The 13,732-nt window shown below is 40.4% G+C and carries 11 protein-coding genes; 6 read left to right on the plus strand and 5 right to left on the minus strand.

The window, feature by feature from the left end:
• Positions 1-177: 177 nt before the first annotated feature.
• A complete protein-coding gene (locus tag Q0064_RS09940) occupies positions 178-1,350 on the minus strand; it encodes a GlmU family protein (protein ID WP_298147905.1) in 1,173 nt (390 codons plus the stop codon).
• Positions 1,351-1,449: 99 nt separating this feature from the next.
• Positions 1,450-1,701 carry a type B 50S ribosomal protein L31 gene (locus Q0064_RS09945; RefSeq protein WP_094486266.1) on the minus strand — a complete coding sequence of 84 codons (252 nt, stop codon included), beginning with the start codon at positions 1,699-1,701 and terminating at the stop codon, positions 1,450-1,452.
• A gap of 375 nt (positions 1,702-2,076) precedes the next feature.
• Between Q0064_RS09945 and Q0064_RS09950 the strand changes: the two genes are divergently transcribed.
• From Q0064_RS09950 to Q0064_RS09975, 6 genes are all read left to right on the plus strand, one after another.
• The gene (locus Q0064_RS09950; RefSeq protein ID WP_298147908.1) at positions 2,077-2,598 is read left to right on the plus strand and encodes a DUF4199 family protein; all 522 of its coding nucleotides are present in this window, start codon (positions 2,077-2,079) and stop codon (positions 2,596-2,598) included.
• 4 nt (positions 2,599-2,602) lie between these two features.
• Positions 2,603-3,556 (plus strand): glycosyltransferase family 2 protein, encoded by a 954-nt coding sequence (locus Q0064_RS09955; RefSeq protein WP_298147910.1) that lies wholly within the window; start codon positions 2,603-2,605, stop codon positions 3,554-3,556.
• Positions 3,557-3,569: 13 nt separating this feature from the next.
• Positions 3,570-5,294, plus strand: a complete 1,725-nt coding sequence (locus tag Q0064_RS09960; RefSeq protein WP_298147912.1) for a phospho-sugar mutase — start codon at positions 3,570-3,572, stop codon at positions 5,292-5,294.
• Positions 5,294-7,123: an ABC transporter ATP-binding protein gene (locus Q0064_RS09965; protein ID WP_298147913.1), complete on the plus strand. Its 1,830-nt coding sequence runs from the start codon at positions 5,294-5,296 to the stop codon at positions 7,121-7,123. The genes Q0064_RS09960 and Q0064_RS09965 overlap by 1 nt, the downstream gene beginning before the upstream one ends.
• Before the next feature lie 34 nt (positions 7,124-7,157).
• The gene (locus Q0064_RS09970) at positions 7,158-7,859 is read left to right on the plus strand and encodes a hypothetical protein (RefSeq protein WP_298147915.1); all 702 of its coding nucleotides are present in this window, start codon (positions 7,158-7,160) and stop codon (positions 7,857-7,859) included.
• A 75-nt stretch (positions 7,860-7,934) separates the two neighbouring features.
• Positions 7,935-8,702, plus strand: a complete 768-nt coding sequence (locus Q0064_RS09975) for a DUF3667 domain-containing protein (protein WP_298147918.1) — start codon at positions 7,935-7,937, stop codon at positions 8,700-8,702.
• A 1-nt stretch (position 8,703) separates the two neighbouring features.
• Here the strand turns inward: Q0064_RS09975 and Q0064_RS09980 are convergent, their stop codons facing one another.
• The 3 genes from Q0064_RS09980 to Q0064_RS09990 are packed head-to-tail and all read right to left on the minus strand — an operon-like array spanning position 8,704 to position 13,676.
• A complete protein-coding gene (locus tag Q0064_RS09980; protein ID WP_298147920.1) occupies positions 8,704-9,432 on the minus strand; it encodes a hypothetical protein in 729 nt (242 codons plus the stop codon).
• A gap of 43 nt (positions 9,433-9,475) precedes the next feature.
• Positions 9,476-11,965 carry a carboxypeptidase-like regulatory domain-containing protein gene (locus Q0064_RS09985; RefSeq protein ID WP_298147922.1) on the minus strand — a complete coding sequence of 830 codons (2,490 nt, stop codon included), beginning with the start codon at positions 11,963-11,965 and terminating at the stop codon, positions 9,476-9,478.
• 10 nt (positions 11,966-11,975) lie between these two features.
• Positions 11,976-13,676 carry a M23 family metallopeptidase gene (locus tag Q0064_RS09990; protein ID WP_298147925.1) on the minus strand — a complete coding sequence of 567 codons (1,701 nt, stop codon included), beginning with the start codon at positions 13,674-13,676 and terminating at the stop codon, positions 11,976-11,978.
• Positions 13,677-13,732 lie beyond the last annotated feature (56 nt).

Raw genomic sequence — 13,732 nt, forward strand, 5'->3', positions numbered from 1 at the left:
ATCTTGTTTTGCGCTGCCGCTTACGGCGCAAAACTAATTGCAGCGAACAGCCTGACGGCGCGTGCACTATTGTTTTTGATGCACGATTTTTGCGCCGGAACGCCCAAATTAAAATACTTCCACAAAAAAAGCCGCTCTATAATGAAACTGCTTGATTAAATTTTCACTGACTTGGGATTATCCTCTAAACTTGGCTTCCAGTTCATAAACGTGCTCCAAGATTTTAGCATCTTCATCGCTAAAGCTCACGTGGCGGCGCGACATTACGATCTTTGCCGTTTCGAACGCTTTTTTAGTGAGATACGTCGTAAAACCCGCGGCTCCGCCCCAAGAAAATCCAGGAACGAAATTTCGCGGAAAACCAGCTCCAAAAATATTGGACGAAACGCCTACAACCGTACCTGTATTAAACATGGTATTGATGCCGCATTTGCTGTGATCGCCCATCATTAATCCACAAAATTGCAAACCTGTTTTTTCAAAACGCTCGGTTTCGTAGCTCCACAACTTTACTTCTTCGTAATTATTTTTCAAGTTCGAGTTATTTGTATCGGCACCTAGATTGCACCATTCGCCGAGCACCGAATTTCCGAGAAAACCGTCGTGACCTTTATTGGAATACGCGAAAAGAACCGAATTAGAAATCTCTCCTCCTACTCGGCAATGCGGACCAACAGTTGTTCCGCCGTAGATTTTCGCACCCAATTTCACCACCGCCTGCTCGCACAATGCAAACGGCCCGCGGATGATGCTTCCTTCCATAATCTCGGTGTCTTTACCGATGTAAATGGGTCCGCCGGCTGCATTTAACGTCACAAACTCCAATTTCGCACCTTCTTCTATAAAAATATTTTCGGGCGCAATGGTTTGAACCGATTTTGGAATTGGTTGTGAAATTCGATCGGAAGTTAGCAAGTCGAAATCGTCGCGAATCGCAGCATCGTTTTTAGAAAAAATATCGTAAGGTTTTTGGATGGTTACTACATCTTCCGGAACTTCTAGAATTTCGTACTGGTCGAAATCAATTTCCTCTTGAACCGAGGTCGTAAAAAAGGCAATGATTTCTCCATCTTTAGCGATAGCCTGATTGGCTTCGAGGTTTTGAACCATTTCTACAAGCACATTACTGGGCAGTACAGACGCATCAATCATGATGTTTTCGTCGAGTTCGACCATCGGGAATTTCTCAGAAAGATACTCTTCGGTGAGCGTTGTGATCGTGTTTCCTAGATGGCGTTCCCATTTTTCGCGAATGGTTAAAATACCTATTCGGATATCGGCAACAGGTCGGGTAAACGTAAAAGGTAGTAAGGCATTTCGGTGCGGACCGTCGTAAAGGATGTAATTCATGGTTTCAAAAGAATGATGCTAAAGGTACGAAGCTCCGCGAAAATGCAGGCAAAAAAAAACCTCCCGAATTTCGAGAGGCTTATAGGATAGCAAAACAGCTTATTTAATGTGCTTCGCGTATTTGTTTTTGAATTTGTCGATACGACCAGCAGTATCGATAAGTTTAGATTTACCTGTGTAAAAAGGGTGAGAAGATCTAGAGATTTCCATCTTTACAACTGGATACTCAACACCTTCGTAAACGATGGTTTCTCTGGTTTCAGCTGTTGATTTAGTGATGTACACTTCTTCGTTAGACATGTCTTTAAAAGCGACTAATCTGTAATTTTCCGGGTGGATTCCTTTTTTCATGGTTTTTCTATTTGTGTCGTACTTTAGGTTGATGCTTTCGAAATCGAAAGGTATTCCGCCGGTTCCGACTTTTATAATCAGTTCAAATTTGAGAGCGCAAATGTACAACTATATTTAAATCAGAAAAATAATTACACGAATAAAGTTGCTGTAATTCTTTAATTATTGGAAAAGTGGAATTATAAAGCTTGTAAACTGGAGCAAAGAAAAGGGAATTTGAACCGGTTTTGGTGATCAAATTAAATGTAAAATGTCTTTAAGAATGTACATTCAACGACACTTTACAACGAATTGTCCGTACGACAACTCGCTTGAACGGATAAGGATTCCTGCACGCGTTAGTTTTACTATCTTTACGACCGAAATTTTTATGATTTGAACACGCGAAACATACTTGCCTTAGGATATGGCTTGGCCGGAGCAGCGGTGTATATCGTATTGCAAAGCTATTTGTACTTTGTAAATCCTGATTTGGCTACGAACTTATGGTTTGGGTTGGCGCTTTTTGCGCTACTTATCCTTTTCCCGGGTTTAGCCTCCTATCGCTACCGTAAACTCTTGCGCTACATTTCGTTTAAAGAAGCATTTGGCACCTTCTTTTTGTCTTTAATGGTAATGATTCTGCTTATTTTCGCATACAACACTTTCGTTTTAAATGTGTTGTATTCAGAAGAACAGTTGCTGTATCTTAAAAACTTGCAAACCGATTTTAACATCAGCATCATGGAACAAAGCAATGCAAAAGCTGCCGATATCGAAGAAGCCAGAAAACTTTCAAACGAAATGGATCCAGCAGCGGTTAGCGGTTTGTTCCGTCAATCGCTTATCAAACTTTTACTAATGAGTATCATTGGCATGCTATTTTCGCTGTTAATGAAAAACAAAGCTACTGCTTAACAAAATGAATATCAGCGTCGTCATACCTTTATTAAACGAACAAGAGTCGCTTCCAGAATTGCACACTTGGATAACCAAAGTAATGCAAGCGCACGGCTACACCTACGAAATTCTGTTCATTGACGATGGCAGTACCGACCAATCGTGGAAAATCATTTCAGAGCTAGCCGCTGCCGACACGCACGTGCACGGTTTGCGATTTCTGACCAATTACGGCAAGTCACAAGCTTTACACGCCGGTTTTGCGGCAGCACTTGGCGATGTTGTTATCACCATGGATGCCGATTTACAGGATAATCCGGAAGAAATTCCTGCGCTGTTCCATATGATAACCGCCGACGGTTACGACTTAGTATCCGGTTGGAAAAAGAAGCGTTTTGATGATGTAGTGACCAAAAACTTACCTTCAAAACTTTTCAATTGGGCAGCACGACGCACTTCCGGCTTAGATCTTAACGACTTCAATTGCGGTTTAAAAGCATACAAAAATCAAGTGGTTAAGAACATTGAAGTTAGTGGCGAAATGCACCGATACATTCCTGTTTTAGCCAAAAATGCTGGTTTTAGAAAAATCGGTGAAAAGGTAGTTAAACATCAGGCGCGCAAATACGGTGAAACCAAATTTGGGATGGAACGTTTTATCAATGGTTTTCTCGACTTAATTACCATTTGGTTTTTGTCGCGTTTCGGAAAACGTCCGATGCATCTTTTCGGCGCCATGGGTTCGGTGATGTTCGTCATCGGATTTTTTGCAGCCGGTTTTATTGGAATCAACAAACTTATTCGCTTGTACAGCGATTTACCTACAATACGCGTCACCGATAATCCGTGGTTTTACATTGCTTTAACTACTATGATTATCGGAACACAACTCTTTTTAGCGGGCTTTTTGGGCGAAATTATTCTCCGTACAAAAAACAACGAACCGCGATACAAAATAGCAGAAGAAACCAACTAATTGCACTTTTATTATGGTTAGTACAGACATTTTAGCAAAGATTACTACTTGGAAGTCGGATATTTTCGACGCCGAAACACAGCAACAACTACGCGACCTTGAAGCGCAAGGCGAAAAAGAGCTCCTCGAAGCTTTTTACAAAGACTTGGAGTTCGGAACCGGCGGTATGCGCGGTATCATGGGCGTTGGTACCAACCGCATCAACAAGTACACTTTGGGAAAAAGCACCCAAGGTTTGTCTGATTATTTGCACAGTAGTTTTCCTAATCAGTCCATTTCTGTAGCTATAGCATTCGACTGCCGACACAACAGCGACACGCTGGCGCAGGTTGTTGCTAACGTATTTTCGGCAAACGACATAAAAGTGTATTTGTTCGAATCGCTTCGACCTACCCCGGAATTGAGTTTTGCTGTGCGAAAATTACAATGTCAGGCAGGTATCGTGCTAACCGCATCGCACAATCCACCGGAATACAACGGATACAAAGTGTATTGGAACGACGGTGGTCAGTTGGTTCCGCCGCAAGATAAAGAGCTGATTGCAGTAATCGATGCCTTACAGTATCAAGATATTCGTTTTGAACCTAAGCCAGAGCACATTACAAAAATTGGCGCAGAAATAGACCAAGAATTTATCAAAAGTACCATTCAAAACGCCACGATTTTACAGAAGGCAGGCGCTAGAGACGACTTGAAAATCGTTTTTACTTCGCTTCACGGAACTTCGATTACAGTAGTTCCAGAAACCTTAAAAAGAGCGGGGTATTCGCAGGTGCATATTGTCGAGGAGCAAAAAACACCCGACGGAAATTTTCCCACAGTTGTTTCCCCGAATCCAGAAGAACCTGAAGCTTTGACTTTAGCTTTGGCTTTGGCCGAAAAAGTAGGTGCCGATATTGTAATTGGTACCGATCCAGATTGCGACCGTTTGGGCGTGGCTGTTCGCAACAACGAGGGTAAAATGGAATTGTTGAATGGAAACCAGTTAATGATTTTACTTACAGCCCTTTTGTTAGAAAAATGGCAGTCGGAAAAACGCCTTAACGGAAAACAATTTGTTGGAAGTACCATTGTTTCTACGCCGATGATGCATGCTTTAGCAGAATCATACGACGTGCGTTGTATGGTCGGATTAACTGGATTTAAGTGGATTGCAAAAATGATCAAAGATCATCCAGAACTCGAGTTTATCGGTGGTGGTGAAGAGAGTTTTGGTTACATGGTTGGCGATAACGTACGCGATAAAGACGCCGTAGCCTCAACGCTATTAGCATGCGAACTTGCTACTTATGCAAAAGCAAGCGGCAGTTCGGTGTATAACGAGCTGCAAAACTTGTACGTAGATCTCGGATATTTCCATGAAACATTAATCAGCTTAACCAAAAAAGGCATCGATGGTTTAGCGGAAATCCAAGCGATGATGACTGGATTCCGGAACGATCCGCCGCACTCCATCGCTGGGCAAGCTGTTGTTATGATTGAAGATTATCTGACATCAAAATGTGTCGATCTCACCGTAAATCGGGAAGAAGAACTTGACTTACCAAAATCAGACGTACTCATCTTCTATCTAGCCGACGGCTCTAAGATTGCTATGCGTCCGAGCGGAACAGAACCTAAAATCAAATTCTACGTAAGTGTTACCGAATCGGTAGAAACTCATGAAGAATTACAAGCTGCAAAATTGGAATGTAAAGAGCACGTAGCAGCTATCGTGGCCGATTTAAACCTTAACTAATGAGCAATTTTAAAAGGCTTTTGCCTTATGCGTTGCCGTACAAGCGGTTTGCTTTTCTGAACATCTTTTTCAATGTGCTGTACGCATTATTCAGCACATTGTCGTTCGTGGCACTCATTCCTATGATGCAGGTCCTTTTCGACCAAACCAAACAAACAACTGAAGAGCCAGTTTACACGAATTTCTACGAAATTAAATCGTATTTAGAAGATTACCTTAGCTATTATATCACCAACACAACGAATACGTACGGTGAAGAGCGCACGCTAGCTGTAATGATTGTAGGCATCATAAGTATCTTCTTGTTAAAAAATCTCGCCGATTATTTTGCAATGTTTTTTATAACATTTTTGCGAAACGGGCTTTTACAAGACATCCGTAATGCGATGTACCAAAAAATTGTCGAATTGCCCCTATCGTATTTCTCTGAAAAGCGCAAAGGCGATGTTATTGCACGTATTTCAAACGACGTTAATGAAGTTCAAAACTCCTTTCTTATTATCTTAGAAATGGCTGTAAAAGAACCACTTACCATTTTATTCACGATAATTACCATGTTTGGAATAAGTGTAAAATTAACTTTGTTTGTTTTTGTATTCATACCTATTTCAGGATACGTTATTAGCTTAATTGGCAAGCAGTTAAAGAAAAAATCGGGACGCGCACAAGTAGAGCAAGGCGTATTTTTATCGACCATCGAAGAAACTTTAGGAGGTTTGAAAGTAGTGAAGAGCTTTAATGCCGAAAACCGTTTTATCGCAACTTTTAAAAGATCAACCAATAAATTTTTCCATCTTTCAAACGCCATTTCGCACCGGCAAAATTTAGCTTCGCCCGTTAGTGAATTCATGGGAATTGTAACCATAGCCGTATTATTATGGTACGGCGGACATATGGTTTTGATTGAAAAATCTCTTAAAGGAGCTGCTTTCATTGCCTATATGGGTTTGGCCTATAACATCTTAACTCCTGCAAAAGCTATTTCTAGGGCCAGTTACGCGGTAAAACGCGGTAATGCCGCTGCCGACCGAGTGCTAGAGCTACTGGAAACTGAAAATCCAATTGTTGATGAAAAAGACAGTGTAGTAAAAACGAGTTTTGAAACCTCGGTTCGATTAGAGAAAGTCACTTTTGCTTACGAAGATGATGCCGTTTTAAAGAACTTTTCACTCGAAATCCCTAAAGGAAAAACCGTTGCCTTAGTTGGACAAAGTGGTTCTGGAAAATCGACGATCGCCAATTTACTCACACGTTTTTACGACGTACAACACGGTAGCATTGCCATTGACGGAACACCAATAAAGAAAATGACTTTAGAGTCGTTGCGCAATTTAGTTGGAATGGTTACCCAAGACAGTATTTTGTTTAATGCCAGTATTCGCGAAAATTTGCTGTTGGGAAAACCCGACGCCACCGACGACGAATTGCAAGCCGCTTTGGATATTGCAAACGCTACCGAGTTTGTTCGCCTACTTCCAAACGGTATTGAAACAAATATTGGCGACAGTGGGAATAAGTTATCGGGTGGTCAGAAACAGCGATTATCGATTGCACGAGCGGTTTTGAAGAATCCACCGATTATGATTTTGGATGAAGCGACCTCAGCTTTAGATACCGAAAGTGAAAAATTCGTGCAAGTGGCTTTAGAAAATATGATGCAAAACCGAACGTCGGTTGTCATTGCGCACCGTTTATCGACCATCCAAAACGCCGATTTGATTGTAGTTTTGAATCAAGGTGAAATTGTAGAACAAGGCACGCACGACAGTTTACTAGCGGAAAAAGGAACGTATTTTAAGTTAGTGAACATGCAATCGTTTGAACGATAAGACATAACTTTAGCAATCAATAAATGGTTTACACATGTTTGTTGAAAATGCTGAAATTGCGCTGACATCGGACCCAAATATGATTATTTGGAAGTATCTCGATTTATCCAAATTCGTTGACTTGCTGCTGTACAGAAAGTTGTTTATGTCGCGCTCGGATAAATTCGAAGATCAATACGAAGGTACTTTTAGCGAACCGACCTACGAAGAAATTAAAAAACTAGCCGAATACAAACCCGGATTTCTCGACTACTACAAAGCGCAGCGCAAAAAAGTGGTGATTAGTAGTTGGCACATCAACGAATACGAATCGTTTGCCATGTGGCAAATTTTCACACAACGCAACGAAGGTTTGGCTATTCAAACTACTTTAGGACGCTTACAACAGGCGCTCGCCGCAAACGAAGAATATGTGCAACACATCGGAGAAGTTAATTACATCGACTACAAAAAAGAACACATACCGTTTGAGAATCCGTATTTTCCCTTCTTATTTAAACGAAAGAGTTTTCAGTACGAGCGCGAAATCCGTGTGATTACCGATGTCTCGCCTTACGGTTTGGAAATCGACAACGGCTTGAAGATAGAAATCGACATTGATACTTTGATCGACTGCATTTACATTCATCCCAAGTCCGAAAATTGGTATAAGAATTTGGTTATAGAGCTGGTACGTCGCTTGGGATTTGATTTCCGTATTGAAAAATCAGATTTGGAGAGTGATATTTTGATTTAGATTTTTTTAACTTTTTTAAAAAATCGAGTACATTCACGGAAGAATTTACGAGTCTAAATCTCAAACAAATTAACTATGGAAGCTGTGCTACCTTGCAAGAATTGTGAAAGCGAAACCTCAGGAAAATACTGCTCGAACTGCGGACAAAAAACCGCTACTGTTAGACTAGATCGACAATACCTAATAGACGAGAGTAAATACACGTTTCTACACCTTAACAAAGGACTCAGCTTTACCATAAAAGAATTATTTACTCGACCCGGACATACCGTTAGAGAGTTTTTGGAAGGAAAACGAATAAACCACTACAAACCTGTTTTATTGGTTTTCGTTTTGGGAGGTATTGCGGGTTTAACCATGCATTATTTTGATTACGTAGAGCAAAATTTAACAATAGTTGGCGGCTCCAAAAAACAAGTAAACAGTGTAAAATCGGCTATTCAATGGATGATCGATCATTACGCCATTTTCAATATTTTACTGATTCCGATTTTTGCCTTTTGTTCTTGGCTTTCCTTCAAAAAATACGGATATAATTACATTGAAAATATCGTAATTAACTGCTTTATTGGCGCTCAAATACTCGTTTACACCATCGTATTAACACCAGTTAAATACGCATTAATTATCAATGGCGTATCGCCCTTACTCGCTACGCTACTTGATTTCCCATCCTATTTTTTACCAGCTTGGTTATATATTCAATTGTACAATAAACAGAAGCTTAGCTTTGTAATTTTAAGAATGCTATTATTACTGTTCTTGTTCTTTGTGTTTTTTGTGATTTTAACCTTGGCCATCTCCCTAATCGGCTATTTTAGCGGTTTTATCACGGCGAAGTAACTTACTGTATTTTGTAGTTTTTAACGTCGGCAGCTTTTCCTGGAAGTTTCAGCGAATTGTAATGAATTTTGTCTTCAACATCAAACTTGCCGTTTTTGTTAGAATCTTCAGCAGTTCTGAAATAGATCGTATTTGTTTCTTCGATGAGTTTCCAATCGATTAATTCGTGAAATGGAGCGGTGAGTTTCTCGAAATTAGAACCATCAGAATTACTGATATACAACGCCTTGATGTCTTTTTCATTCAACTGACCGTCGCGATTGGTATCTTCATCTTCCAAGGTGTAAACCAAAAATTGCTGCTTGGTTTTGTCGGCAACCGATTTTAAAAAAGTTGCCGTCTGTATGTAAACAGGCTTTTCACTCAGTGCATAAATACTGTCTTGACCTATTTTTTGAAACTTCAAATTGCTGAGCATACCCGTAATTTCAAAATCTCTGTAATTAGAGATGTTGCTCGGAGCGTTAGATCCAACTTCTCCAGAATACGTATTGGAAGATTTATAGTCGCTGCGCAAACTCAATTTCCCAACCGGATGAATCAAGTACTGCGTACCCGGTATGTGTACAGGTAAGTCGGCAACTTCAATAGAAACGGTGTCAATTTTGGGAACTTCTGAACCTTTTTGTGTACTCGCATCGTAAATAACCTTAGGCGTTTCTTCCTCTTTTTTACAAGAAATTGCTACAGTCGCTACAAGAGCAAATAAAATAAATGCTTTAAGTTTCATACAAAGGCTTTTATCAAAAATACGAGATTATTTCGATGTCTGCCTAAATACGAGCTGTAAATTTCAAGTTAAAAACACGTGTCGTCAAGTAATTCGGCACCCCAAACTGTCGGCTGGTAAAAGTATCTCTCACCCAAGTATTGGTGATCGAGTTTTGGTTGTTGAACAAATTAAAAATCTCTAAGCCCGCAGATAAATCTTTAAATCGTTTCAACCAATGACCATCCGGACGATTTTGATTTCCTTCTGTGAAAACGTACGAAAATCCAACATCGGCACGACGATAATCGTTAAGTCGGTTTTGAAACACGTAAGGATCAGCGTACGATGGACTTCCGCCCGGCAATCCTGTACTGTAAACCAAATTGATGTAAACTTTTACGTTGGGAATCTTTTCCATATAATCCTGAAACAGAATTCCGAACTTCAATCGTTGATCGGTCGGACGCGCAATAAATCCACGATTATTAATATTTTCTTCAGTTTTCAAATAGCCAAAGGTAAACCAGCTTTCGGTGCCGGGAACAAATTCTCCATTCAAACGCATATCGAAGCCTTTGGCATACGCCTCAGCATTATTATTTGCGGCGTAGCGAATACGAACATTATCAACAGTAAACGTATTCACATCCGAAATCCATTTGTAAAACACTTCCGATGTTAGTCGAAACGGTCGTTGCCACATTTTAAAACTATAATCGTGACTAGCCACTAAATGGATGGATTCTTGCGCTTTTACGTCGGGATTTACCTGACCGTTTGGTGCACGCATTTCACGATAAAAAGGCGGCTGGTGGTAAAAACCTCCTGAAAGTCGAAACAACATATCGCGTTTCCAAGCGGGTTTAAAGGAAAACTGGGCACGTGGACTAACTGTTTGCTGTGTTGAGGAATTGATGTTCTCTCCAGAAACGCTCCATTGATGAAAGCGTGCTCCTATATTAAACGTTACGTCGGTACTTCCCCACTTCATGCGATTACCGTATTGAAGATACCCCGAATACCGATCTACTTGAACGAAATTGGTTGCTCTCACGCTTTGAAACGGAACTAGAGGTCCTTCAAAACTTGTGTACGGTTGGTCGTTGCGAATAATGTCTAAATTCGGCGGCGCCATCGAAAAACCTGCGGAATCAATCACCTCATATTCTACTAAACGATCCCGAAAATCTTCTCGTGTGTACTTAATTCCAAAGTCAAAAAGGTGCTTATTCCCTTTACCTTCCTTGTCGAGAATTCGATAAGTCGCTTTGGTTTCGAAGTTAAAAATCAAACCATCTAAATCGTTACGGGCATGTGTAAGCTGATTTCCGATACGCGTTACATACTCTACTTCGCCTAAGTTGTTGCTTCCGATATTCGTGTTTACATCGCCGTAACCGTATCCCGCCAAAATGTCGAAATACTCTTGTTCTACAGCATGATACGCCGAAGCAATGAAGCGGAAATTCAAATTTTCTGTAGGTTTGAAAATCGATTTAAAGGCACCAAACGTGGTATTGTACTGCACATTTTCATTTCCTTCATAGTCGATCACAAGGGCAATTGGATCATCGATGGTTCCAAAGTTGGTTTGCCTAAAAATTGGTTCGTTTCGGTATTGGTTTTGCGCAATATTTCCGAGAAAGCTGTGTTCCCATTTTGAAGACGGACGAAAAACAACATACGTTTGAACATCTGCAAATGTCGGACGGAAATTGGTTTCAGTTTCCTGGGAATTCACGAACAAACTGTTGTCGCGATACCGAACTCCTGTTAAAACCGACCATTTTTGATTCGGAGAAACAGCTTCAACCGAAGCACTTCCACCGAGAAAACTACCTTCTGCGGAAGCGCCAAATTTCGTTGGTGTACGATAGGAAATATCCAACACCGACGACATTTTATCACCGTATTTGCTTTGAAAACCTCCTGCATAAAACTCGACATTTTGTACCATGTCGCTATTTGTAAACGACAAACCTTCTTGCTGGCCCGATCTCACAAGGAACGGTCGATACACCTCAATTTCATTTACATAAACCAAGTTCTCGTCGTAACTACCACCACGCACCGAATATTGTGTACTTAATTCGTTATTCGAAGAAACGCTACCAAACGATTTTATAATGTTTTCGACACCGGCATTCGCACCCGGAATTTTTCGAATAACCACCGGATCAATAGCAATGGCGCCTTCGAGTCGTTTTCGGGATCTCGAATTAAGAATTACTTCTGAAAGCTGCTCTTCGTCGGATTTTAAAACCGGGTTAAATTCAAAAACTTCATTTGGATTCAACTTTACTTTTATTTGATATACTTTTTTGGTAATATGTGTAAAACGAACTGTAATTTCCTGATTGGCTGGTATTTTCAACAAATAGTAACCGTTAGAATTTGAACTGGTTTTGTCGGTATCGGCAATAACGGTCACTCCTTCAATTGGCTCATTATTTTCATTGAGAATAATACCTTGAATACGTGCTGTTTGTGAAAAAACTTGTGCCGTAAAACACAATAAAAAGGCAATGGTTAATCGTGAGAAAGTTGTCAATGGTACCCGTTTAATTTATTTTCCTGTGGAAGAATGTTTCAAATATAGCAGAATTTCCGAGCTCATCGGTAACAATTACGCGCAAGTCGTTTTTACCGTCAACTAACTGGGAGTCGTCAATGAAGTAAGTAAGCGACTTGTCTTTGGGTTCATACTCAAACAAGACCCACTTTCCATTGATAAATCCTTCGTATTTAGAAATTCCGCTTCCGTTATCTGAAACGATAAAAATGATGGTTTGTTGTTTAGAAATCCATTTTCCTTCTTTTATGTTGAAAGCTTTGATGCTTGGAGCGATGGTATCCAAACCAATTCGGAACTGTCCTAAATTCCGCGTGTAAGCAATTAACTTGTTGTTTTGCTTTTTGGTAGGAATGAATTTTAAGCGATTCCCGTCGACGGAACCAATAAAACTTTTTTCAAAAATTTCGGGATCTAAATGATCGGCTTCGTAAGAAATGGTAACGTTTTGATGTGCCGGAATGTCATCTGCTGCGAATTCGAGTTCGTTTTCAGTAGCTTTAAAAAGTATTGGAAAGTTTGCATAAAATGTGAGTGGCTTTACCGAAACTGCAAAACGACCTTCTTCATACAAATTTTCGATATCGTATTTTAAGATTGGAAGTTCACTTTTAGGCTTTGCTGCTGTTATCACTTCTTTAGGATCGTAGATAATCGGAATATCTACTGCCGTTTTGTTTCCGGCGTAATCGGCAACTTCGATGCGATAAGTGGCAGCAAGATTTGTCTGTACATCAACTATTCCAGCCTGAATATCGGTTTGAAGATTGCGCAAGGGATACGGCGGATTCATAAACAATCTTTGATAACGCACGCCTGTTTTTTTTAGTCGCGAATAATCAATGTAAGCATTAATGTACCTCACTTCATCAAAAGAAAATTTATCGGCGGTGAACATAAAGTTCCGATTGCCGTTTAGGCATGTTTCAATGGTGAACGGACCGTTTTTACCAAAAGCGTAGTCGAAGGCATCGGTAGCAGCGATTGAAAAACCAATTTTTCCTTTCGCTTTAACGGGATCGGCGATGTAATTTCCGTTTTCTTGCAAACTCAAATTGACGCTAATTGCCTCGCGTGTTCCATTAACACAAGCATTTTCGCTCAGGGGATACACCAAAATACTCGAAATAGCCGGACGTTTCGTATCGGCAATAAGTGTGTCGAATCCAAAAAAAAGTGGATTCACACTCAATTCGGACACCGTTTCACGAATTTCGAAATGCAAATGCGGACCGGACGAACTTCCCGAATTACCCGAAAAAGCGATTTGCTGACCTCGCGACACCGGCAATTCATTAGGTTTTGGGAATAACTCTATTTCAAACAATTGCGCTTGATACTGCGCTTGTTTCACATAGGCGGCAATCGCAGAGTCGAACTTCTGAAGATGTGCGTAAACCGTAGTATATCCGTTAGGATGATCAATGTAAATGGTCTTTCCATTTCCTGCGGTAGACACTTTTATTCGGGACACGTATCCTTCCGCGCAAGCGTAAATAGGCAAACCTTCCTTTTGCTGTGTTCGAAAATCGATTCCGGTATGGAAATGATTGTTTCGAAGTTCGCCGAAAGAACCCGATAATTGAAGGGGAATTCCGAGTGGCGATTGAAAATAATCCTCTGGATATGCGGATTGTGCAACTATTTGTAAAGAAAAAAAGAGGCAGAGAAATGCTAATATTTTACTCATAACTGGCGTATAGGTACAAAGTTGCATAAACAGATTGAATTGCTGTTACGGAAAAA

Source organism: Flavobacterium sp. (assembly GCF_027490375.1).
Taxonomy (GTDB): domain Bacteria; phylum Bacteroidota; class Bacteroidia; order Flavobacteriales; family Flavobacteriaceae; genus Flavobacterium.